The 22320-nt window shown below is 67.6% G+C and carries 20 protein-coding genes and 1 riboswitch; of the genes, 17 read left to right on the top strand and 3 right to left on the bottom strand.

All coding sequences use genetic code 11. The features are described from left to right. Positions 1-77: 77 nt before the first annotated feature. Positions 78-1136 carry a tRNA epoxyqueuosine(34) reductase QueG gene (gene queG, locus KAQ61_RS02675; RefSeq protein ID WP_210930407.1) on the bottom strand — a complete coding sequence of 353 codons (1059 nt, stop codon included), beginning with the start codon at positions 1134-1136 and terminating at the stop codon, positions 78-80. A gap of 12 nt (positions 1137-1148) precedes the next feature. On the opposite strand from queG, the gene tsaE reads away from it, so the two are divergent. The 4 genes from tsaE (at position 1149) to KAQ61_RS02655 (ending at position 5090) form a co-directional block, all read left to right on the top strand. Beyond that, positions 1149-1661 (top strand): tRNA (adenosine(37)-N6)-threonylcarbamoyltransferase complex ATPase subunit type 1 TsaE, encoded by a 513-nt coding sequence (tsaE, locus tag KAQ61_RS02670; protein WP_042415341.1) that lies wholly within the window; start codon positions 1149-1151, stop codon positions 1659-1661. After that, positions 1658-3106, top strand: coding sequence for an N-acetylmuramoyl-L-alanine amidase (locus tag KAQ61_RS02665; RefSeq protein WP_043379386.1), 1449 nt, complete (start codon positions 1658-1660; stop codon positions 3104-3106). Before tsaE ends, KAQ61_RS02665 begins: the two co-directional genes overlap by 4 nt. A gap of 190 nt (positions 3107-3296) precedes the next feature. After that, entirely contained in the window at positions 3297-4727 is a 1431-nt protein-coding gene (locus KAQ61_RS02660) for a PepSY-associated TM helix domain-containing protein (RefSeq protein WP_210930406.1), read from the top strand. 144 nt (positions 4728-4871) lie between these two features. Further along, entirely contained in the window at positions 4872-5090 is a 219-nt protein-coding gene (locus KAQ61_RS02655) for a glycine zipper domain-containing protein (RefSeq protein ID WP_042415334.1), read from the top strand. A 79-nt stretch (positions 5091-5169) separates the two neighbouring features. Here the strand turns inward: KAQ61_RS02655 and KAQ61_RS02650 are convergent, their stop codons facing one another. Then, positions 5170-5817, bottom strand: coding sequence for a DedA family protein (locus tag KAQ61_RS02650; protein WP_210930405.1), 648 nt, complete (start codon positions 5815-5817; stop codon positions 5170-5172). 275 nt (positions 5818-6092) lie between these two features. On the opposite strand from KAQ61_RS02650, the gene KAQ61_RS02645 reads away from it, so the two are divergent. The 6 genes from KAQ61_RS02645 to KAQ61_RS02620 all read left to right on the top strand — a co-directional run bounded on the left by KAQ61_RS02645 (position 6093) and on the right by KAQ61_RS02620 (position 14225). Beyond that, the gene (locus KAQ61_RS02645; RefSeq protein WP_042415528.1) at positions 6093-6341 is read left to right on the top strand and encodes a glycine zipper domain-containing protein; all 249 of its coding nucleotides are present in this window, start codon (positions 6093-6095) and stop codon (positions 6339-6341) included. A 54-nt stretch (positions 6342-6395) separates the two neighbouring features. Next, on the top strand, positions 6396-8393 hold the full coding sequence (gene mutL, locus KAQ61_RS02640; RefSeq protein ID WP_420839375.1) for a DNA mismatch repair endonuclease MutL: 1998 nt from the start codon (positions 6396-6398) through the stop codon (positions 8391-8393). Positions 8394-8399: 6 nt separating this feature from the next. Continuing rightward, positions 8400-9239 carry a MurR/RpiR family transcriptional regulator gene (locus KAQ61_RS02635; RefSeq protein WP_042415326.1) on the top strand — a complete coding sequence of 280 codons (840 nt, stop codon included), beginning with the start codon at positions 8400-8402 and terminating at the stop codon, positions 9237-9239. Positions 9240-9700: 461 nt separating this feature from the next. Further along, entirely contained in the window at positions 9701-11047 is a 1347-nt protein-coding gene (gdhA, locus tag KAQ61_RS02630) for an NADP-specific glutamate dehydrogenase (protein WP_210930403.1), read from the top strand. A gap of 200 nt (positions 11048-11247) precedes the next feature. Further along, positions 11248-12849: an alkaline phosphatase D family protein gene (locus KAQ61_RS02625; RefSeq protein ID WP_244982964.1), complete on the top strand. Its 1602-nt coding sequence runs from the start codon at positions 11248-11250 to the stop codon at positions 12847-12849. Positions 12850-13250: 401 nt separating this feature from the next. Continuing rightward, on the top strand, positions 13251-14225 hold the full coding sequence (locus KAQ61_RS02620; RefSeq protein WP_210930402.1) for a porin: 975 nt from the start codon (positions 13251-13253) through the stop codon (positions 14223-14225). A gap of 76 nt (positions 14226-14301) precedes the next feature. On the opposite strand, the gene KAQ61_RS02615 is transcribed toward KAQ61_RS02620, so the two are convergent. After that, positions 14302-15165 carry a methylglyoxal synthase gene (locus KAQ61_RS02615; protein WP_045268023.1) on the bottom strand — a complete coding sequence of 288 codons (864 nt, stop codon included), beginning with the start codon at positions 15163-15165 and terminating at the stop codon, positions 14302-14304. Positions 15166-15259: 94 nt separating this feature from the next. Here KAQ61_RS02615 and KAQ61_RS02610 point away from each other — a divergent pair, with 94 nt between their 5' ends. The 7 genes from KAQ61_RS02610 (at position 15260) to KAQ61_RS02580 (ending at position 22106) form a co-directional block, all read left to right on the top strand. Continuing rightward, positions 15260-16102, top strand: a complete 843-nt coding sequence (locus tag KAQ61_RS02610) for an alpha/beta hydrolase (RefSeq protein ID WP_210930401.1) — start codon at positions 15260-15262, stop codon at positions 16100-16102. A 147-nt stretch (positions 16103-16249) separates the two neighbouring features. After that, positions 16250-17488, top strand: a complete 1239-nt coding sequence (locus KAQ61_RS02605) for a multidrug effflux MFS transporter (protein WP_244982963.1) — start codon at positions 16250-16252, stop codon at positions 17486-17488. A 40-nt stretch (positions 17489-17528) separates the two neighbouring features. Then, positions 17529-18521: a tRNA (adenosine(37)-N6)-dimethylallyltransferase MiaA gene (gene miaA / locus KAQ61_RS02600; protein WP_244982962.1), complete on the top strand. Its 993-nt coding sequence runs from the start codon at positions 17529-17531 to the stop codon at positions 18519-18521. A gap of 240 nt (positions 18522-18761) precedes the next feature. Beyond that, positions 18762-18926, top strand: coding sequence for a hypothetical protein (locus tag KAQ61_RS02595; RefSeq protein WP_210930399.1), 165 nt, complete (start codon positions 18762-18764; stop codon positions 18924-18926). A 206-nt stretch (positions 18927-19132) separates the two neighbouring features. Beyond that, a riboswitch (cobalamin riboswitch) is annotated at positions 19133-19359 on the top strand. A gap of 136 nt (positions 19360-19495) precedes the next feature. Further along, the gene (locus KAQ61_RS02590) at positions 19496-20248 is read left to right on the top strand and encodes a TonB-dependent receptor (protein ID WP_210930398.1); all 753 of its coding nucleotides are present in this window, start codon (positions 19496-19498) and stop codon (positions 20246-20248) included. Beyond that, positions 20158-21444: a TonB-dependent receptor gene (locus KAQ61_RS02585; RefSeq protein ID WP_210930397.1), complete on the top strand. Its 1287-nt coding sequence runs from the start codon at positions 20158-20160 to the stop codon at positions 21442-21444. The genes KAQ61_RS02590 and KAQ61_RS02585 overlap by 91 nt, the downstream gene beginning before the upstream one ends. A 395-nt stretch (positions 21445-21839) precedes the next feature. Continuing rightward, positions 21840-22106 carry a hypothetical protein gene (locus tag KAQ61_RS02580; protein WP_042415518.1) on the top strand — a complete coding sequence of 89 codons (267 nt, stop codon included), beginning with the start codon at positions 21840-21842 and terminating at the stop codon, positions 22104-22106. The last annotated feature ends 214 nt before the right edge of the window (positions 22107-22320 follow it).

The raw sequence follows: 22320 nt of genomic DNA, 5'->3' as shown, positions 1-22320 counted from the left end.
GCTGCGCTTGCACAGCGGCCGTTTTACAGTTATTCCTTAATGAAACGCTTGCGCCATGCGCGCAGGCCGCTCTTTTTTTATTCACCCGCGGCCTGCGCCAGCGCCCACTGCACGTGCTCGCGCACCAGGGCGCTGTCGTGCGTGGCCCGCGCCTGCAGCGCCTGGCGCAGCGCCGCCCGGGCATCGGACTGGGACTCTGCGCGCAGCGCATTGCCCAGGGCCACGGCGATGTTGCGCAGCCAGCGTTCATGGCCGATGCGGCGGATGGGGCTGCCTTCGGTGCAGCGCAGGAATGTGGCCTCGTCCCAGCCGAACAGCTGCACCAGGGTGCTGCCGACCATGCCGCCGCGCACGTCAAAGTCCGGCAGCAGGCTGCGCTGGGCAAACTTGTTCCACGGGCAGGCCAGCTGGCAGTCGTCGCAGCCGTAGATACGGTTGGCCATCAGGGGACGCAGCTCTAGCGGGATCGCCCCATCGTGCTCGATGGTCAGGTAGGAGATGCAGCGCCGCGCGTCCACGCGGTGGGGGGCCACGATGGCCCCCGTGGGGCAGGCGTCAATGCAGCTGCTGCAACTGCCGCAGTGCGCGGTGACCGGCGCCGTCTCGGGCAGCGCCAGGTCCACATAGATTTCCCCCAGAAAGAACATGGAACCCGCATCGCGGCTCAGCACCAGCGTGTGCTTGCCCCGCCAGCCCTGGCCGCTGCGGCGCGCCAGCTCGGCCTCCATCACCGGCGCCGAATCCGTGAAGGCGCGGTGCCCCAGCGGCCCAACCTCCTGCGCAATGCGCTCAGCCAGCTTCTGCAGCCGGTTGCGCAGCACCTTGTGGTAGTCCCGCCCCCGGGCATAGACCGAGACGATGGCCTCCTGCGGGCGCTGCAGCCGCGCCCATTCCACGGCCTGCCAGTCCTGCGGCGTGGTGCTTGGCAGGTAGTCCATGCGCGCCGTGATCACGCTGACCGTGCCCGGCACCAGCTCCGCCGGGCGTGCGCGCTTGAGGCCGTGGGCCTGCATGTACTGCATCTGGCCGTGGAAGCCCTGGGCCAGCCATTGCAGCAGCCCGTCCTCACAAGACGACAAATCCACGCCGGACACGCCGATTTGGGAAAATCCCAGCTCGCGGGCCCAGTCCTGCATCAAAGGAACCAATTGACTGCTGCACACCATAACCCTTCGATTGTAGAAAGCGGCCCGGCCGACGAGCGCGTGCTCACCTGGCAAGACGAGACGGCGACTGCGGCTTTTGCCGCCGCGCTGGCGGCCCTGCCCGAAGCCCGCAACGCCTACATCACCTTGCACGGCGACCTGGGTGCCGGCAAGACCACGCTGGTGCGCCACCTGCTGCGCAACCTGGGGGTGGCCGGCCGCATCAAAAGCCCTACCTACGCCGTGGTGGAGCCGCACGAAGCCCCGGGCCTGGCCATCTGGCACTTTGACTTCTACCGTTTCGACGATCCGCGCGAATGGGAAGATGCAGGTTTTCGTGACATTTTTGCGGCAGAGGGCCTGAAACTGGCAGAATGGCCGGAAAAGGCTGCTGCGCTGACACCGCCAGCGGACCTAGCTATTCATATTGAAGCAATTGACGAAACCCAGCGCCGCGTCACTCTGCGCACCAGCACAGAGCGCGGGCGGCGCATGCTGCAGCACTGGCCCCAATGAGCGAAGACGCCGCGCACCCCCTGTTCACCGCCTACCGTCCCAACCGCCGCACCCTGCTGCAAGCCGGTAGCCTGGCCCTGCTGCTGGCGGGCAAGCAGCAGATCGCCTTTGGCGCCTCCATCATGGCGGTGCGCGTGTGGCCCGCCGAAGACTATTCGCGCGTCACCCTGGAGTCCGATGTGCCCCTGGTGGCCAAGCAGACCCTGATCCAATCGCCACCCCGGCTGGCCGTGGACATCGAGGGCCTGCAGCTCAACAGCGCCCTCAAGGAACTGGTGGCCAAGGTGCGGCCGGACGACCCGAACATCGCGGCCATCCGAGTGGGGCAGAACAGCCCGAACGTGGTGCGACTGGTGATCGACCTCAAGCAGGATGCCGTGCCCCAGGTGTTCTCGCTCAAGCCCGTGGCCAGCTACCAGCACCGGCTGGTGTTCGACCTCTACCCCTCCAAGCCCGTGGACCCGCTGGAAGCGCTGATCCAGGAGCGGCTGCGCGATGCCAGCAGCCACCCCGACCTGCCACCGGGCCTCAGCCCCAGCCCCTCCGCACCGGCCCAGGACCCGCTGGGCGACCTGATCGCCAAGCACAGCCAGCCCAACGCCGCCCCCCCCACGCCGGCAGCCCCAGCAACCTCGACGGCGACGGCGCCCACACCGGCTGCCCCCGCGTCCAAAACACCGGGCAGCTCCATGACCGCCAGCCCCGCGCCGGCACGCAAGACCGACCGCATCATCATCGTGGCGCTGGACCCCGGCCATGGCGGCGAGGACCCGGGCGCCGTCGGCCCCAAGGGCACCTATGAGAAGGACGTGGTCCTGAAGATCGCCAAGCTGCTGCGCGACCGCATCAACAAGAGCACAGTCAACGGCAGCCCCATGCGGGCCTACATGACGCGCGACGGCGACTTCTTCGTACCCCTGGGCGTGCGCGTGCAAAAGGCACGCCGCGTGCAGGCCGACCTGTTCATCAGCATCCACGCCGATGCCTTCACTCGCCCTTCGGCCGCCGGTGCCAGCGTGTACGCGCTCAGCCACAAGGGGGCCTCCAGCACGGCGGCCCGCTGGCTGGCGGACAAGGAAAACCAGGCCGACCTGGTCGGCGGCCTGAACGTGCGCAGCCAGGACAAGGGCGTGCAGGAAATGCTGCTGGACATGAGCACCACCGCCCAGATCAACGACAGCCTGAAGCTGGGCACCGCCCTGCTGACGCAGATCGGCGACTTTGCCCGGCTGCACAAGCCCCGCGTCGAACAGGCGGGCTTTGCCGTGCTCAAGGCGCCGGACATTCCCAGCGTGCTGATCGAAACCGCCTTCATCAGCAACCCCGATGAAGAGCAGAAGCTGCGCAGCCCCACCTACCAGGTCAAGCTGGCCGACGCCATGATGGACGGCATCCGCCAGTACTTCATCAAAAACCCGCCGCTGGCCCGTTCCCGCACGGTCTGAGGCGCGCCGGCGCGGGCCGCCCGCCGTGGGTGCGGCAGCCCCGCTGCTCCAGGTCCGACCACGGCGCCACGGCCGTGCCGCCTGGGCCGTCGACGGACACCGGGGAACCTTGGGCTGGCACACGGGTCCAGCACAGGCTGCGCACGCCCTGTGGCCTGCGCCTCCCTCCACCGCCCTCTTTGCATCGCCCATGACACCGCCCTCCCCAGCCCCTGCCAACCCCGCGGCACGCCCACGGATCCATACCGACGTCTACCGCGCCGTCTGGCGCTGGCACTTCTATGCTGGCCTGCTGGTCCTGCCCTTTCTCATCTGGCTGGCGGTCACCGGCGGGCTGTTTGTGTTCAAGGACACGATCGACGATGCCTTCCACCGGGAACTGCGATTTGCCAGCACCAGCACCCAGCCAATTCAGCCCAGCAGCCAGCTGATCGCCGCCGCCTTGAACGCGCACCCCGGCAGCTTCGTGAAGTACACCGGCCCGGCCACGCCCGGGCGCACGGCGGAAGTCGGCATCGCCACCGCACAGGGGCGGCTGCTGGTCTATGTGGACCCCAGGGAGGGCACGGTGCGCGGCGCATTGCCCGATGGCGGCAGCGTGGCCTGGACCATCCGCAAGCTGCACAGCCTGAAGTATTTCGGCAGCATCGCCCGGGGCGCCATCGAGATCGCCGCCGGATGGTCCATCCTGCTGGTGCTGACCGGCCTGTACCTGTGGTGGCCGCGCGGGCGCACCCAGGGTGTCGTGTCCGTGCGCGGCACCTCCACGCAGCGCGTGTTCTGGCGCGACCTGCATGCCGTGACCGGTCTCTTCGTCGGGGCTGCACTGCTGTTCCTGGCGATCACCGGCATGCCCTGGTCGGTGTTCTGGGGCGCCAAGGCCAATGAACTGGCCAATGGCCACAACTTCGGCTATCCGGCCGGGGTGCGCGTGCAGGTGCCCATGTCCCAGGCCCGGCTGAGCGACCACACGACCACTGCCTGGTCGCTGCAGCAGGCACAGATTCCGCAGTCCGGGCCCGCGCCCGCCGACCAGGACGCCCATGCGGGCCACGCAGGCCATGCCGCAGCCATGCCCGCCAGCCCGTCCCCCACTCCGGCCGACGGTGCCCTCGGCTGGGATGCGGCCATCGCCATCTTCGACCGCCTGGGGATTGCGCAGGGCTACACGGTACAGCCGCCCAAGGGCCCAACCGGCGTCTATTCCGCCTCGATCTACCCGCACGACCTGGACCAGCAGCGTGTGATCCACATCGACCAGTACAGCGGCCTGCCCCTGGTCGACATGGGCTACCAAGACTATGGCCCCCTGGGGCGATGGCTGGAATGGGGCATCAATCTCCACCTGGGCCAGGAATTCGGCGTGGTGAACCAGGTCGTGCTGGTGGTGGCCTGCCTGGCCATCGTCCTGCTGTGCGTCAGTGCGGGCACCATGTGGTGGAAACGCCGGCCGGCCAAGGGCTGGGGCGTGCCTCCCCAGCCGCAGGATGCCCGCAGCCTGTGGGGCGTCACCGCCTTGCTGGCTGTGGGCGGTGTGTTGTTCCCCCTGGTTGGCGCTTCGTTCCTGGTCATCGCGCTGCTGGACCGCTGGCTGTGCCGCCCCGCGCAACCGGCCGCCTAGACATCCATCACCCCAACGCTGGTTGCCCCTAGGTGGGGCAGGCACAGGCTCCCTGGACCTACAGGCCTGTGCAAGCACGCCCGACGCCGGGCACGGCGCACGCCCCGGATACTGCAAGGACTTGTGAATGACAGGAGTTCAAGCATGCAACAACCACACACTTGGCTGACCGCCCTGGCACTGACCACCACCCTGGCCCTGGGTGGCTGCGCCAACAACCAGCAATTGGGCACCGGCGTGGGGGCCGTGGCAGGGGGGCTCGTCGGCGATGCCGTGCTGGGCGGCACCATCGGTACCCTGGGCGGTGCGGCAGCCGGTGCCGTGATCGGCAACCAAATCGGCAAGAACCAAGACCAGAAATGACCGTGCGCCGCCTGAGGAGCGCACAAACAAAAAGCCGACCCAGGTCGGCTTTTTGTTTGGCTGAGCACCCGTGCGCGGGTCAGGCCTGCGGCGTCTGTCGCCCGGTCTTCCAGCCGCCATACAGCGCCACCGCACCCGGGATCAGGATCAAGGCCCAGATGATGGTTTCCAGGTGCTCACGCACCCACAGCAGATTCCCGAAGAAATAGCCCGCTGACACAATCCCCAGCACCCACAGCACGGCGCCGGCCACATTGAACACGCTGAACTTGCTGCGCGACATGTGGGCCACACCCGCCGCGAAGGGCACAAAGGTCCGGATAAAAGGCATGAAGCGCGCCAGGATGATGGTCACGCCGCCATAGCGTTCATAAAAAGCATTGGCCTTGTCGAAGGCTGCACGGTTGAACCAGCGCGACTTTTCCCAGCGAAAGACCTGGGGGCCGACCATGCGCCCCACCGTGTAGTTGCACTGGTCGCCCAGAATGGCGGCCGCCAGCAAAATGCCGCAGGCCAGCGGGAAATGCAGCATGCCCACCCCGGCCATGGCGCCCACAATGAACAGCAGCGAATCCCCGGGCAGGAACGGCATCACCACCAGGCCGGTTTCGACAAACACGATCAGGAACAGCAGCGCGTAGACCCACGCGCCATAGGCCACGACCAAGGCCTCCAAGTGCTTGTCGATATGCACAATGAAGTCGATCAACAACGAGACGATTTCCACCACAACATCCTCAAAGTCCAGCCTGCACCGTGTGCGGACCGGCGTCCAAACAAGGCGTTAATGTAGTCCCATGCGCAGCCCGCGCGGACCGCGGCGGGGACGTTGATGCCCCTGCCGGACACACACTCCGACAAGCGCTGCAACAACCTGCAAACCAAAGCCACAAATACTTGCAATACCGTCCAGAACTTTGCATGAAGTTCATGCAAACCGCCGGCAGACCCAGGCACAGTCACGCCTGAGTTTGACTATCGACACGCAAGGAGGTGCACATGATGAAAGCTCGCAGCACATTTTTGATCGCCGCCGTTGTGGGCGCTTTCGCACTGGGGGGCTGTGCCCACCGCCCACCCAGCAATGCCCAGGTCGGCACAGGCGTCGGCGCGGTGGCCGGTGGCCTGCTGGGCAATGCCGTGTTCGGCTCCACCCTGGGCACCGTGGGCGGTGCCGCAGCCGGCGCCCTGATCGGCAACCAGGTGGGACAGAACAGCGACTACTACGATGGTCGCCGCCGTCGCCGCTGATCCCGGCGGAACCCGAAAACCTCTTGCCGCAGCGCCCCTAAGGGGCTGCATACAATGCGGTCAATGACCGCTTTTGCCCCTGCTGCGCCGCGCCGCGCCATCCAAGACCTGCCCGATGAACTCATCAGCCAGATTGCGGCTGGCGAGGTGGTGGAACGCCCCGCCTCGGTTGTGCGGGAACTTGTCGACAACGCCCTGGATGCCGGCGCCACCCAGATCACCGTGCGCCTGCTGGCCGGCGGGGTACGGCTGATTGCCGTGGAAGACGACGGCTGCGGCATTCCGCGCGAGGAACTGCCCGTGGCGCTGCGCCGCCATGCCACCAGCAAGATCCGCGACCTGCAGGAGCTGGAGCACGTGGGCACAATGGGCTTTCGTGGCGAGGCGCTGGCCGCCATCGCCTCGGTGTCGGAGACCAGCATCCTCTCGCGCCTGGATGGTGAGGACAAGGCCTGGCTGCTGGAAGCGCGCAGTGGCGAGCTGCGCCCCGCGCCGCGCAACCGCGGCACCACGCTGGAGGTCAAGGAGCTGTTCTTCAGCACCCCGGCGCGGCGCAAATTCCTCAAGAGCGATGCCACCGAACTGGCGCACTGCATCGAGTCCGTGCGCCGCCACGCCCTGGCACGTCCGGACGTGGGCTTTGCCATCTGGCACGAAGGCAAGCTGGTCGAGCAATGGCGCGCCGTGCCCCTGACCGAAGGTGCCGACCGCAACGAGGCCCTGGCCCGCCGCCTGGGCGATGTGCTGGGCGACGACTTCATCGCCAACTCCATCGCCGTGCAACGCACCTCGGCCTCCAGCGGCATCACCGTCTATGGCCGCGCCGGCCTGCCCGACGCCGCACGCAGCCGCCCCGACCAGCAGTACTGCTACGTCAACGGCCGCTTCGTGCGCGACAAGGTGCTGACCCACGCCGCCAAGAGCGCCTACGAAGACGTGCTGCACGGCCACAAGCAGCCCATCTATGCCCTGTATCTGGAGATGGACCCGGCCCGCGTGGACGTCAACGTCCACCCCACCAAGATCGAAGTGCGCTTTCGCGACAGCCGCGAAGTGCACCAGGCCATCAAGCACGCCGTGGAAGACGCCCTGGCCGCACCGCGCGCCGCCTTGCTGGCCGACGCCGCGCAGGCCCCGTTGACCGAAGCCAACGCCCCGGCAGCCCTCGCCAGCCTGGGTTGGCAGCCCAGCACCAGCCCCGTGCGCGCCCCCATGGCGCCGCAGGTGCAGTACGCCATGCCCCTGCAGGAGGTGGCGGGCCACAAGGTCAACGACCTGCAGGCCCTGTGGGCACCGCTGCGCGAGGCCACGCCCACCCCCAGCGCCAGCACAACAGCAGCCCCGGCGACCGGATTGGCATGGAATACGGCGGCAGCGCCCACCACAGCTGCGCTGACAGCTACAGAATCCGAGAACACGCTCACGGCCCAGCCGCCCGCACTGGACAGCCCCAGCGCCGACACCACCTGGCCGCTGGGCCGCGCCGTGGCGCAGATCCACGGGGTCTACATCCTGGCCGAGAACGCCCAGGGCATGGTGGTGGTGGACATGCACGCCGCGCACGAGCGCATCGTCTACGAGCGGCTGAAGGAACAGCTGGGCAACGACCAGCCGATCGCCAGCCAGCCGCTGCTGATCCCCGCCACCTTCGCCGCCACGCCACAGGAAGTGGCCACGGCCGAGGCCCATGCCGACACCTTGCGCGTGCTGGGCCTGGAGGTCGTGCCCTTCTCGCCCAAGACCCTGGCCGTGCGGGCCGTGCCCGCCACCCTGGCCCAGGGCGATGCGGTGGAACTGGCGCGCAGCGTGCTGGCCGAGCTGGAACAACAGGACGCCAGCGGCGTGATCCAGCGCGCGCGCAACGAAATCCTCGCTACCATGGCCTGCCACGGCGCCGTGCGCGCCAACCGACGACTGACTCTGGATGAAATGAACGCCTTGCTGCGACAGATGGAAACCACCGAACGCTCCGACCAATGCAACCACGGCCGCCCCACCTGGCGCAAGCTGAGCATGAAAGAGCTGGACGGCCTGTTCCTGCGAGGCCGCTGAACCACCATGGCGACCACACTCCCCCCTGCCAAGGACGCCATCACCGTCCCCTTCTTCGCCCGCGTGCGCGCCGCGCTGGACAGCTTCTCGCCCACCGAGCGCAAGCTGGCCCAGGTGGTGCTGGACTACCCCATCAACCTGGCCGGCTACAGCGCCAGCGAGCTGGCCCAGCTGACCGGCGTGTCCAACGCCACCGTCACGCGCTTCATCCGCCGCCTGGGCTACGACAGCTACGAAGAGGCGCGCCGCACCGCGCGGCTGGAGGCCACCACCTCCGGCCTGCCGCTGCCCAGCGCCGGCATCGCCCTGTCGCCCAGCACGCCCAACTGCGCGCTGCTGTGGCAGCAGCTGCAGGACAACCTGACCGCCACGCTGGCGCAGATACCGGCCAGCACCATGGACGCCATGGCCTCGGCCCTGCACCAGGCACCGGCCATCTTCTGCGTGGGCCTGCAGCACAACCACATGCTGGCGCGCTCGCTGCGCGGCCACCTCATGAGCGGCCTCGACAAGCCCGTCTACGGCGCACCCGCCGCCGGCGAGACCATCGAGGACGTGCTGGCCCGCATCGCTCCGCGCGACATGGTGGTGCTGTTTGCCCTGGGCGGCATCCGGGCCGACATGGCCGACCTGTGCGAGCGCGCGCGCAAGCTGGGCGCCAAGCTGATCTGCATCACCGACACCGCCAGCCACGCCCCGCCGTCCGACTGGCTGCTGCGCTGCCACACCACGCCGCACGCGACCGAGGTGCGCCACCTCACCGACACCAGCGCTGCCCAGGCCCTGGCCTATGGCCTGGCGGCCCACACCATCCAGTGGGGCGCCATCCCGTTCGAGCTGATCTGAGGCCGCGGCCACGGCCAGGCACGGTGGCCAGCATCCCCCTCCAGGCCCGCCACCTCATTTTTCATAGCTGTCAGCGCTTGAAGCTTCAGGGCTTCAAGCGCTTTTTTGTTGCAGCCGCATGACAGCCGCGCGCCACCAGCTTCCGTATCCATAGCAACACCGCGCCAGGCAGCCATTCGTGCCACGCCATGACCGCCATCGCTGCATACGAAGCCAGGCACCACCCTCGCCCAGACCGCTATGGATTCAGAAGCATCCAGCGCATGACCACCTTGGCCATACCTCCCTCTGCGCGCACATTGCAAAAACACAAATTTGGTGCATCTGTGCACCACAGCAAGGCATCTATGCACCAATCTTCTACAAGTCATGCCTGTTTTGGTGCATACATGCATACATTTTTGGCATAATTTTTTGCTGCGCTGCGGCGCTTTTGTTTTGTGCCCTGAAAGAACCACCTCATGAAGTACGCCACCCTCGAGCAATTCCTGCAAGACGTTGCCACCCGCAACCCTGGCCAACCCGAGTTCCTGCAAGCCGTCACGGAAGTGATGGAATCGCTGTGGCCCTTCATCGAGAAGCACCCCAAATACGCCGACAACGCCCTGCTGGAGCGCCTGGTCGAGCCCGAGCGCATCATCCAGTTCCGCGTCAGCTGGATGGACGACAAGGGCCAGGTGCAGGTCAACCGGGGCTTCCGCATCCAGCACAGCATGGCCATCGGCCCCTTCAAGGGCGGCATCCGCTTCCACCCCTCGGTGAACCAGTCGGTGCTGAAATTCCTGGCTTTCGAGCAGACCTTCAAGAACGCGCTGACCACACTGCCCATGGGCGGCGGCAAGGGCGGTTCGGACTTCGACCCCAAGGGCAAGAGCCCCGCGGAAGTCATGCGCTTCTGCCAGGCCTTCGTGACCGAGCTGTTCCGCCACGTTGGTCCTGACACCGATGTGCCTGCGGGCGACATCGGCGTGGGTGGCCGCGAAGTGGGCTTCATGGCCGGCATGTACAAGAAGCTGTCCAACAGCGCCGCCTGCGTGTTCACCGGCAAGGGCCTGACCTTCGGCGGCTCGCTGATCCGCCCCGAAGCCACCGGCTACGGCACCGTCTACTTCGCCGACGAAATGCTCAAGACCCGCGGCCTGTCCTTCGAGGGCAAGACCGTGTCCGTCTCCGGCTCGGGCAACGTGGCCCAGTACGCCGTGGAAAAGGCCATGCAGCTGGGCGCCAAGGTGGTGACCGTGTCCGACTCGTCCGGCACCGTCTACGACCCCAACGGCTTCACCACCGAGAAGCTGGCCACCCTCATGGAGATCAAGAACCACCAGTACGGCCGCGTCAGCGACTACGCGGCCCAGGTGCCCGGCGTGCAATTCCTGGCCGGCCAGCGCCCCTGGGGCATCAAGGCCGACGTGGCCCTGCCCTGTGCCACCCAGAACGAACTGGACGCCGCCGATGCCCAGACCCTGATCGCCAACGGCGTGATCTGCGTGGCCGAAGGCGCCAACATGCCCTCGACCATCGAAGCCGCCAAGGCCTTCGAAGCCGCCGGCGTGCTGTATGCGCCCGGCAAGGCCTCCAACGCCGGTGGCGTGGCCACTTCGGGCCTGGAAATGTCGCAAAACGCCGCCCGCCTGAGCTGGCCCGCCGAGGAAGTCGACGCCCGCCTGCTGCAGATCATGCAAGGCATCCATGCTGCCTGCGTGAAGTACGGCAAGCGCGAAGACGGATCCATCAGCTACATCGACGGCGCCAACATCGCCGGCTTTGTGAAGGTGGCCGAAGCCATGCAGGCCCAGGGCGTGATCTGAGCGCCAGCCGCGACGCGCGCTGCCCCCCCCAAAAAAGGAACCTTCGGGTTCCTTTTTTGATGGCCGCAGTGCGCCACCGATCCGCCGGCGTGCAGTTGCCCGCCTGTGGCCCGCGTCCGCCCGCCGCCGTTCATCGCCTTGTCACAGGTCTTGCCTAGCCTTGCGCTGCTTATTCACCAGGACCGACAAGGACACACACGATGGAACGCCGCCGATTCATGGGTTGGGGATTGACTTCTGGCGCCCTGCTGGGCAGCACCGGGCTGCTGCCCCAGGTGCTGCAGGCCCAGACCGCCCCTGCCGCCATCACCCGCGACAGCGCCCGCGCCCTCTTGCCCTCGGGGGTGCAAAGCGGTGACGTGCTGGCCCACAGCGCCATCGTCTGGGCGCGCGCCAGCCGCGATGCCCGCATGTGGCTGGAGTGGTCCACCACCGCCAGCTTTGCCCAAAGCCAGCGCGTGCGCGGCCCCGACCTGCTGGCCAGCAGCGACGGCACGGGGCGCATCGACCTGCAGGGCCTGCCGGCCGGCCAGGACATTTTCTACCGCGTCACGCTGGAAGACTTTGCCAGCGCCAACGTGCGCTCGCCGGTGCAGCAGGGCCATTTCCGCACCCCGCAGGCCGCGCACCAGCCGGCGCGCAAGGGCTTGCGCCTGGTGTGGAGCGGGGACACCGCCGGCCAGGGCTGGGGCATCAACGAGGACTTTGGCGGCATGCGCATCTACGAAGCCATGCGCCAGACCAACCCCGACGTGTTCGTGCACAGCGGCGACACCATTTACGCCGACGGCCCCATCCTGCCCGAAGTGCGCCTGCCCGATGGCACGCTGTGGAAGAACCTGGTCACGCCCGAAGTCGCCAAGGTGGCCGAAACCCTGAATGAATACCGGGGCCGCTACCGCTACAACCTGATGGATGCGAATGTGCGCGCCTTCGGCAGCGAAGTGGCGCAGATCTGGCAGTGGGACGACCACGAGGTCACCAACAACTACTCCAGCAGCAAAAGCCTGCTGGGCAACGCCGCCTACACCGAGAAGAACGTCGAGCTGCTCACCGCCCGCGGCCAGCGCGCCTTCATGGAGTACGCGCCCATCCGCCCGTTTGGGGCGGCCGAGTCCCAGCGCATCTACCGCGTGCTGCCGCAAGGCCCGCTGGCCGATGTGTTTGTGCTGGACATGCGCAGCTACCGCGGCCCCAACACCACCAATCTGCAAACCCAGGAAAGTGCCGACACCGACCTGCTGGGCCGCCCGCAGATCGAGTGGCTGATCCAGGGGCTCAAGGCCAGCCAGGCCACCTGGAAGCTGATTGCCTGCGACATGCCCATCGGCCTGTTTGTGCCCGATGGCAAGGATGAACAAGGTGTCTCGCGCTGGGAGGCCGTGGCCAACGGCGAGCACGGCACGCCCAAGGGGCGCGAGCTGGAGATGGCGCGCCTGCTCAAGGGCATCAAGGATGCGGGCGTGAAGAACGTGGTCTGGCTGACGGCCGACGTGCACTACACCGCCGCCCACCACTACAGCCCCGAGCGCGCGCAGTTCCAGGACTTCGATCCGTTCTGGGAATTCGTCTCCGGCCCGCTGAACGCCGGCACCTTCGGCCCCAACGAGGCCGACAAGACCTTTGGCCTGCAGGTGGTCTACAGCAAGGCCTCGCCTCGCCCGAATGCCGCGCCCAGCGAGGGCTACCAGTTCTTTGGCCAGCTGGACATCGACCACCGCAGCCAGGCGCTGACCGTGACGCTCAAAGACCTGAACGGCCAGTCGCTCCACACGCAGACGCTGGAGCCCCAGCGCAGCTGAGCCAGCGCCCCCGGGTGCCGGTGCCCCGCACAGGGGCACCGGTGGCCCGCACCAGGGTCTGAGGTCGAACGCGGGCACAGCGCCAGCTCCCAACCGCACGCCCAGCGCCAGCCGGGGGCGGAAGGCTCTCACCCCCCGCCGGGTGCCCAACGGCACTGGGCCGCACACCACAGCAGGCATCCGCCAAAAAAGGCCTTCAGCCCTTGCCCTATGGGCACAGGCAGCTATGGTTTTCATTCCGCAGAACGCCCCTGGGTTGAACCGCTGCAGGTATAAACGCCGCCCACACCAGCCAGACCCCACGCTCTGCCTGCGTGCCTCCCACACCGTGGCCCATCCCGCCGCGGTGTGCGTGATCGTTTGCCGGGCCCAGGCCCGGCTTTGCTTTTTCCGAGTGTGACGTGACAGTTTTTTCCCCCAAGACCCTGGCCGCCTGCGGCCTGTTCGCCTTCGCCACCGCCGCCCTGGCCGATGCCAGCGCGGTCACCCTCTACGGCCGTCTGGACACGGCCCTGGAATCCACCCAGACCGGCCACCGCCGCGTGCACGGCCTGAACAGCAGCGACGCCTACTTCGGCTTCAAGGGTGTAGAAGCCCTGGGCCAGGGCCTGAAGGCCGGCTTCGTGCTGGAAAGCGCCATCCAGACCGATGACGGCGCCACCAGCCAGGCCGGCAGCTTCTTCAGCAACCGCAGCGAAGTGTTCCTGAAAGGCGCATTCGGCACCGTGCGCATGGGCCGCTTCTTCAACCCCTCGTACTACGCCGTGGCCGACCGCACCAGCCTGCACAACGAGGACTACGGCATCAGCGCCGATGCGCTGTACGCCGGTGTGGAAAACGCCGCCAGCCGCCTGGGCTACAAGTCGCCCACACGGCACGGCCTGACGCTGGAATCCACCGTCAGCTTCCACGAACGCGACGCCGCCCACCAGGGCCACAACGCGTATGACCTGGCCGCCAACTACGAACGCGGGCCCTGGTCCTTCGGCGCCGGTTACGGCGCATGGGCCGATGCCCGGCAGTACGCTGTGCGTGCCACCTGGACCCAGGGCGACTGGACCATCTCGGGCTACCACCAGCGCAGCCAGGACCTGGTCGCCGGGGTGCAGGCCCAGACCCAGGTGAGCCGCGCCGCCGTGGCCTATGCGATGGGCGCCGGCGAACTGCACGCCAACTTCGGCCACGCCAACGCCCCCGGCCAGGCCGAGGCCGACCAGTGGACCGTGGGCTACAACCACCACCTGAGCGCGCGCACCAAGCTCTACGCCTTCTACACCGTGCTGCAAAACCGCCACGGCGCGCACTTCGCCGCCGAGGACCTGGCCGCAGACGAAGACCGCAAGTCGCTGTCGGTGGGCATCCGCCACCACTTCTGAGGCCAGCCCACAGCGGGCGTCCCCACAAAAAAAGCAGCCTGCGGGCTGCTTTTTTGATGGTTTGGGGCGTAAACGCTCAGGCGCGCAGCAAGGCGGCATCGCACCAGCGCTGCGCCACCTTCAGCGTGGTGGTGCAGACCGCTTCGTGCGTCACCGTGGTCACGGCGCGCTCCAGCAGCTGGATGTCGGCCTCGTGCTGGCGCGCCACGTGCGGGTCTTCGAAGAAGATCACGCGCTGGCAGCGGCGCTCCAGCACCAGGTCGGCAATCTGCGCATCGCCCCCCAGCGGGCCGCTGTTGTAGCGGTCCACCCAGGGCCGGTCCTGCGGCCAGCCCTTGCTCCAGGCCAGTTCGTTGAGCTTCTGGCCCGTGGTGCCCGTGCCCACGCGGCGGCGAAAGCGCGACAGCAGGGCAAAGTTCTGCGCCACGAACTCCAGCATCTGCGGCTTGAGCGCATCGTGGGCAATCAGCGCCAGGGTCTGGTTCTCGTAGTCGTGGAAACGGTCGGCATTGCGATCCTGGGACAGGCCGGCATGGATGCGCTCCATCTCGATCCAGTCGCGCGCACTGGCCACCGTGGACAAAAAGGCCTTGCCGTGGATCACACACTGGCGCTTGAGGGCCAACGCCTCGGGGAAGATGGAGGACGGGTCCACCGGGTCGGTCAGGTAGATGGCGGCGTCCAGCGTGCGCCCGTCGCCCATGCCCACCACCTCGGCCACCAGCTTCATCAGCCCGCCCTCGCGGCCATAGGGGTAGCGCACCAGCTGGGGGTATCGGTGCAGCATGTCGGCCGCCGCGATGGCATCATAGGTGCGGCCCACGGCATGCAGGCCCAGCTGCAGCTCACGGATGCCGGGTTCGATGGCGCGCAGCAGTGCGAACAGCGCAGCGTCCTCGGTCTGGTGATGGAGTCGGTTGGCAGCAAGCCCGATCAGCATGGTCACATTCATCCTTGGTCAACGCCTGCACGGCCGCGCGCAAGCTTGCCGGCAAGCATAGTCCCAAACCACCCTGTTTTGCGTCACCACCACCATGAAACTGCGCCACCTGATCTGGGCCACCGCCGTCGCCACCGCACTGTCCGTGGCCGGCTGCTCTGCGCTGGATGCCAAGCAGCGCGCCATGATCTTCCAGCCCAGCGACCGCGTCTGGCAGCGTGCCGACATGGCGGGCATGCAGGACGTGTGGATCGACTTCCACAGCCAAGCTGACCAGCAGGCCGTGCGCCTGCACGGCCTGTGGCTCGCCCAGAAAAATCCCCGCGCACCCGTGCTGCTGTACCTGCACGGCGCGCGCTGGAACGTCACCGGCTCCACCCTGCGCATGCGCCACATGCACGCCCTGGGCTTTGCCGTGCTGGCCATCGACTACCGCGGCTTCGGCCAGACCCAGCCGGCCAGCCTGCCCTCGGAGGTCAGCGCCCGCGAAGACGCGCTGGCCGCCTGGCACTGGCTGGCGCAACAGCACCCCCAGGCGCCACGCTTCATCTTCGGCCACTCGCTGGGCGGGGCCATCGCCATCGACCTGGCCACGCGCGTCGACGACGAACAGGGCCTAGTGGTGGAAGGCACCTTCACCAACATCCGGGACATGGCGCGCAACTTCCAGTGGGGCTGGCTGCCGCTGGGGCCGCTGATCACGCAGAAATTCGACTCGCTGGACAAGGTGGCCCACATCGGCGCGCCGCTGCTGGTGGTGCACGGCAGCGCCGATACGCTGGTGCCCCCGGCCCTGGGCCAGCAGCTGTACGACGCCGCCGTGCCGCCCAAGCAGTGGGTGCTGGTGCAAGGCGGCACGCACCACAACACCAACAGCCTGGGCCAGGCCCAGTACCGCGCCGCCCTGGCCGCGTGGTTGGCGCCTAAAAATCCATAGCTGTTCGCGCTTACCTGGCAAGCGCCAGCGGCATTTTTTGCCACTGTCTTAAACAAGCGACACCACGCCCAGGTGCAACTGCTAACCTGCGCGGCGGCCGGTCCCCATGGCCTGCCGCCCGTTGGTTTCACTTCGCACTGGTTGTTCGTGTCTTCTGTTTCCCCCTCCGCCGCCCCACGCGCGGCCATGTCCCCCGTGTTCGTCATCGCCATGCTGGCCCTGCTGCTGGGCCTGCAGCCGCTGACGACCGACCTGTACCTGCCGGCCCTGCCCCTGCTGACTGAACAGCTGGGCGCCAGCGTGGCCCAGACCCAGACCACCTTCACCGCACTGCTGCTGGCCTTTGGCGGCTCGCAGCTGCTGTGGGGCCCGCTGTCCGACCGCTGGGGCCGCCGCCCCATCCTGCTGACCGGCATCGGCCTGTACGTGCTGGCGGCCGTGGGCTGCGCGCTGGCGCCCGACATGCACAGCCTCATCGTGCTGCGGGTGCTGCAGGGCGCCGCCCTGGGCGCGGCCGTCATGGCGGCGCGCGCCATCGTGCGCGACCTGTACCAGCCCGTCGAAGGGGCGCAGGCCATGTCCAAGGCCCTGACTGGCCTGGGCGTGCTGGCCTGCAGCAGCCCGCTGCTGGGCAGCCTGCTGGCCACCCACCTGGGCTGGCGCGCCACCATGGTCACCCTGGCGCTGGCCGGCAGCGGGGCCTGGTTGCTGGTGTGGCTGCATTTCCAGGAAAGCGTGCAGCACTTCAACCCGCACGCCCTGCGCCCGCGGCTGCTGTGGCAGAACTGGCGCCGCATCCTCAGCCACCCCACCTTCCTGGCCTACACGGCCACCACCAGCTGTTCGTTCGCCGGGCTGGTGGTGTTCCTGACCGGCTCGCCCTTCGTGTTCATGGGCGTGCTGGGCTGGAGCGCACAGGACATCGGCCTGCTGCTGGCCGCCAACGGCATGGTCTACATCGGTGGCACCATCCTGTGCCGCCGCCTGCTGGTGCGCTGGGGCGTGCGCCGCACCGTGGCCGTGGCCGGCGGCCTGGCCCTGCTGTGCGCCGTGCTGCTGGCGGCGCTGGCCTGGGCCGGCGTGCGCAGCGGCCTGGCCTATGCTGCGGTGTGCATGCTGTACCCGGTGGCCCACGGCATCCAGCAGCCCTGCGGGCAAAGCGGCGCGGTCAGCAGCTTTCCGCAGGCGGCGGGCACGGCCTCGGCGCTCAACGGCTTCATCATGATGGTGTGCGCCTTTGCCACCGGGCAGGTGCTGGGCCGCAGCTTCAATGGCACTGTGTACCCCTTGGTTTTCGGCCTGGGCCTGTGGTGCCTGGCCGCAGCCTTGGCATCATGGACGCTGGTGCGCCGCTACGGCGCCCCCGGCGCGGCCACTTCGGCCTGATGCGCGCCGGGCTGGCTTCAACCCTTTCCTGCCCCCTGCCTTGACTGCGTCCCCCCACCCTCTGCCCTGCATTGCGATTGCAGGCCCCACGGCTTCCGGTAAAACCAACGGCGCGCTGGCCCTGGCCGCCGTCCTGGCCCAGCGCGGCCAACCCAGTGAAATCATCAGCGTGGACTCGGCCCTGGTCTACCGCGGCATGGACATCGGTACCGCCAAACCCAGCCTGCAGGAGCGGGCCGCCGTGCCCCACCACCTGATCGACATCCTCGACCCGCTGCAGTCGTACAGCGCGGCCGAGTTCGTGCAGGACACCCAGCGCCTGGTCGCTGAGATCCGCGCACGCGGCGCCATCCCGCTGCTGGTGGGCGGCACCATGCTGTATTTCAAGGCGCTGCTCGACGGCATCGACGACATGCCTGCCGCCGACCCCGAGGTGCGCGCCCGGCTAGACGCCCAGGCCGCCAGCATCGGCTGGCCTGCCATGCATGCCGAACTGGCCCAGGTGGACCCGGAAACCGCCGCCCGCCTGGCGCCCGGCGACAGCCAGCGCATCCAGCGTGCGCTGGAGGTGTGGCACATCTCCGGCCAGCCACTGTCCAGCTTTCACCAAGCAAAAAAGAGAGCTGAAGACGCACAGCCCGCCTTTGATTGCACGCTGTTTTCGTTGGAACCCAGCGACCGTGCCTGGCTGCACGCCCGCATCGCCCAGCGCTTCCAGGCGATGCTGGACGCCGGCTTCATCGACGAAGTGCAGGCCCTGCGCGCACGCGGCGACCTGCACCCCGACCTGCCCAGCATGCGCTGCGTGGGCTACCGCCAAGTCTGGGAAGAGCTGGACTGGCAGGTCCGCAAGAACGCCCCGCAACTGAACATGCACCTGGTGCGCGAAAAGGGCATTGCCGCCACGCGCCAGTTGGCCAAGCGCCAGATCACCTGGCTGCGCAGCATGCCCCAGCGCCGCACCATCGCCTGCGACGACCCGCTGGCCACCATGCAGCTGGTCCAGGCCGCGCTGCAGTGCCTGCCGGCCTGACCAGCCCCCCTGACCGAGCAGGCAGGCTGCGCGCACCGGACTTCCCCCGGTGCAGGACCGGGCTGGCCCCGGCCAAGGACGGGGCGATGGACCGGCCCATTGCGCCCGGTCCAATGACCCAGGCCTTCGGAGGCCTGTCGGTGCCCCCTGTGCCCGGATACCCCCGCCTGCCAGGGTGACACTTACCTCTGCTTACCGGCCCCGGCCGCCCAGGCCTTAGCCTTGGACCAGGAGTTGCCCATGAGAACCATGACCCTTTGCGCCACCGCCCTGTGCTTTGCACTGGCCCTGGGTGGCTGCGCCCAGCGCGCGCAGTACTACCAGCCCTCGGACACCAGCGCCCGCAGCGGCAGCGGCATCACCGTGTATGGCGAGATCGACGCCAGCGTGGTGCATTCGCGCTGAGCGCGCTGGACACACGCCCCACGCCACAGGCTCCGTGCGCGCGGTGATGCCGCGGGCGCGCCCACACAGTGCAAGCACCAACTTTCAGCAAACCCCCTGTCACGCCACAACCTGGATGCACGTCCCAGCGCTGCGGGCACCTGCGCCGCGCAACCCGTGCGGGCGGGAAGCCCGGTATCATCGCCGTCCACTGCCTCCCAAGAGGCGGTAACCACGTTATCGGTGCCCAGGTCGGTCACGCCCTGGGTTAAACGGGAAACAGGTGCGCGCCATCCCCCGATGGATGCAATGCCTGTGCTGCCCCCGCAACGGTAAGTGCGAGTCTGTGGAACCTGTGCCACTGGGACGACAACGTCCTGGGAAGGCGTTCCACATGTCCGGTCAACCGGACCAACGCACCAGCCCGGAGACCGGCCGAAACGTACAGAGTCGGATGCGCTGCGGGGTGGCAGCGACGAGTGCGGCATGTTGGCTGCCTTCAGCAGCCCCCTTCCCCAAACGCGGTGCATCCATGTACGCAACGCCGCCGCCTGCGGGGACGCAGGATCGCGGCCTGATGAGTGATGTCCATGCCCTTCCGTCCTTCCCCCTGTTCCCTGGCTGTGGGAACCGCCCTGTCTTTGTTGGCGGCCCCTGCCAGCGCCCAGTCCAGCCTCAGCGAGCCCATCGTGGTCTCGGCCACACGCATCGACATGCACGACCAGGATGCGCCCTATGCGTCCGAAGTGCACACCCGCAGCGACATCGAGCGCTCGGGCGCGCATTCGCTGTTCGACTATCTGGCGCAGCAAAGCTCGCTGCAGATCAGCCCCAGCTACGGCAACCGCTACACCCCGCAGATCAGCATGCGGGGCTATGGCAATGACGGCTTCCAGAACCTGGTGATCTCGGTCGATGGCCGCCGCCTCAACAACATCGACTCCATCCCACAGCTCATCGGCTCGATCTCGCTCAGCGACATCGAGCGCATCGAAATCACCAAGGGCAGCGGTGCCGTGATGTTCGGTGACGGCGCCACCGCCGGCACGATCCAGATCTACACCAAGCCGCGCAGCGGCGTCAGCCTGGAAACCTATGCGGGCGACCACGGGCAGCGCGGCGCCATCGCCTCGGCAGGCCTGGTCCGCGAGCGCTTCGATCTGTCGGCCACCCTGGACCACAGCCATGTGAACGGATTCAGCAGCCCCGACCCCACGGGCACCGGGACCAGTCGGAAGGCAACACCTGGCGTGTGGCCGGTGCCCTCAAGCCGGTGGAAGGCCTGCGCCTGGACATGGAGGCCGGCGCCTCGCACATCGACACGCGCTACCCGAATCCGCTGACGCAGGCACAGTTCAACGCCAACCCCGGCATGTACACCGGAGACCCCTACCCCTACATCCAGCAGAAGCTGCAAAGCGACCACTGGAGCCTAGGCGCCGAGTACCGCGTGAACCGCCAGTGGAAGCTGTCGGCCCGCCACAACGATGAGGACAAGTCCTCGCGGTACCCCAACTCTACGCCCGCCCAGTACCGCTACGTGTACAACGAAGTGGCAGCGCAGTTCCAGCACGACGCGCTGATCCTGAATGCGGGTTATCAGAACTTCGATGGCCAGCGCACGCAATCCGGCAGCACCACCAAGCACAACCGCGGCCTGTTCCTGCAGGGGCAGTACATGCTGGAGGCCCTCACCCTCTCCGCCGGCATCCGCCGCGAGGAAGTCACCTACCGCCACAGCCCGCTCAGCGGCCAGTCCCTGCAATCTGAGCAGCGTCTGACCTCGTGGGAGCTGGGGGCCAACCACCGCCTGTCGCCGCAACTGGCACTGTTTGCGAACTACAGCGACGCCTTCGTCACCCCGGACGTGGATCGTTTCTTCTTCACCGACTGGCGCTCGGGCTCGCCCGTCACCGCCTTCAACGGCTTCATCGAACCCGCCAAGGCGCGCACGCTGACCGTGGGCACCAACCACCAGACGGCACACCACCGCCTGAAACTGTCGGCCTTCTATGCCAAGCTCTCGAACGAGATCTACTACTTCGAGACCGGTCCGTTCTCCGGCATCAACACCAACATCGACCAATCCCACAAGTACGGCCTGGAGCTGCAGGACCGCGTGCAGATCACCCCGCGGCTGTCCGGCCACATCAACTACGCCTGGACACGCGCCATCATCGACCGCGAGAACGACGGCGGCGGCGCTTTCGATGGCAGGGAGCTGCCGGGCGTCTCGCGCCACAGCGTGGTGCTGGGCCTCAACCTGCGCGTGACGGAACGTGGCAACCTGCACCTGTCGCACACCTGGCGCAGCAGCACCTGGGCCGCGGGCGACTTTGACAACAACAACGCCCAGCGGCAGAAAGCCTTCCAGAGCACGGACCTGACCTACCGCCACCAGCTGAACAAGCACCTGGACATGTACGTGGGCGTCAGCAACCTGCTGGACCGCAAGAACGGCATCTGGGTGCGCGACGACGCCATCTACCCCGTGCAGTTCGAGCGCACCTGGAAACTGGGTGCACGCGTGCAGTTCTGACCCCGCGCCCCTGACGCGCCCACGCCCGGGCGCGGTACAGCGGTGGGACATGCCCCCCCAACCCCATGCCGCGCATGTCCCACGCGGCCAGCGACGGCCAGAGCGCCGCACTGGCCGCTTGGGGCAGGTGCAAGACCCAGCCTTCAGCGCCCGGCAGGTGGCGTGCCTCACCCAGCGCCACACCGTCGGTGCCTCGGTGCAGACACCGTGCACGGCCTGCGCCCCGCACGACCTCTCCAGCCCAAAGGCGTGCCAGACGCAGACCAAATCGGACCCACTCGATGGCCGGTACCCTGCCCCACCACCACGCCATCCCGCCCGCCAGCACACCGTCCGCCTGATTTAGGTACAGTGATGCCCCCTGCACGCCCTGCGTGCCCGCCGAAAAGAACACCATGACCCAAGATCCACAGCGCCAGAGCGAACTCAAAAAAATCGAAATGTGCGATGCCTGCGCCGGCATCCAGCGCAACTGGCGCAAAGCCCCCGGCCACGTCGAGCTGGCCCAGGGCAGCAACTACAAGCGCGAACGCGCCACCGGCATGGTCACCGTCACCCGCTACGTCTGCGAGCGCTGCGGCACCAACTGGGAATACGAGAACGACAAGAACAACATGCACGCCGGTTGGTCCCTGACCGGCCGCCGCCCCACCAAAGACTGAGATTTCTCGAAAAAGATAGCTGATCGCGCAGTATCTACAAGCTGCACTGCCCCAAAAGGTAAAAAACAGGGCGTGTCCGTCGCACCGCCAGGCCCATGCCCCACGCTCCGTGGCTTTCCACCTTACAGCATCAAGGTACTGCCGGACCTGGCAGGCGTTGAATGCAGCATTTCCGCATGCAACGCCTGGGTCTTCGCGGAACAGCGCTCGCGTC

This window comes from Comamonas aquatica (genome assembly GCF_018064205.1).
In the GTDB taxonomy this organism is placed as follows: Bacteria; Pseudomonadota; Gammaproteobacteria; order Burkholderiales; family Burkholderiaceae_C; genus Comamonas; species Comamonas aquatica.
The sequence above is the reverse complement of the archived record's forward strand: the minus strand, read 5'-3'. Positions and strand labels throughout refer to the sequence as shown.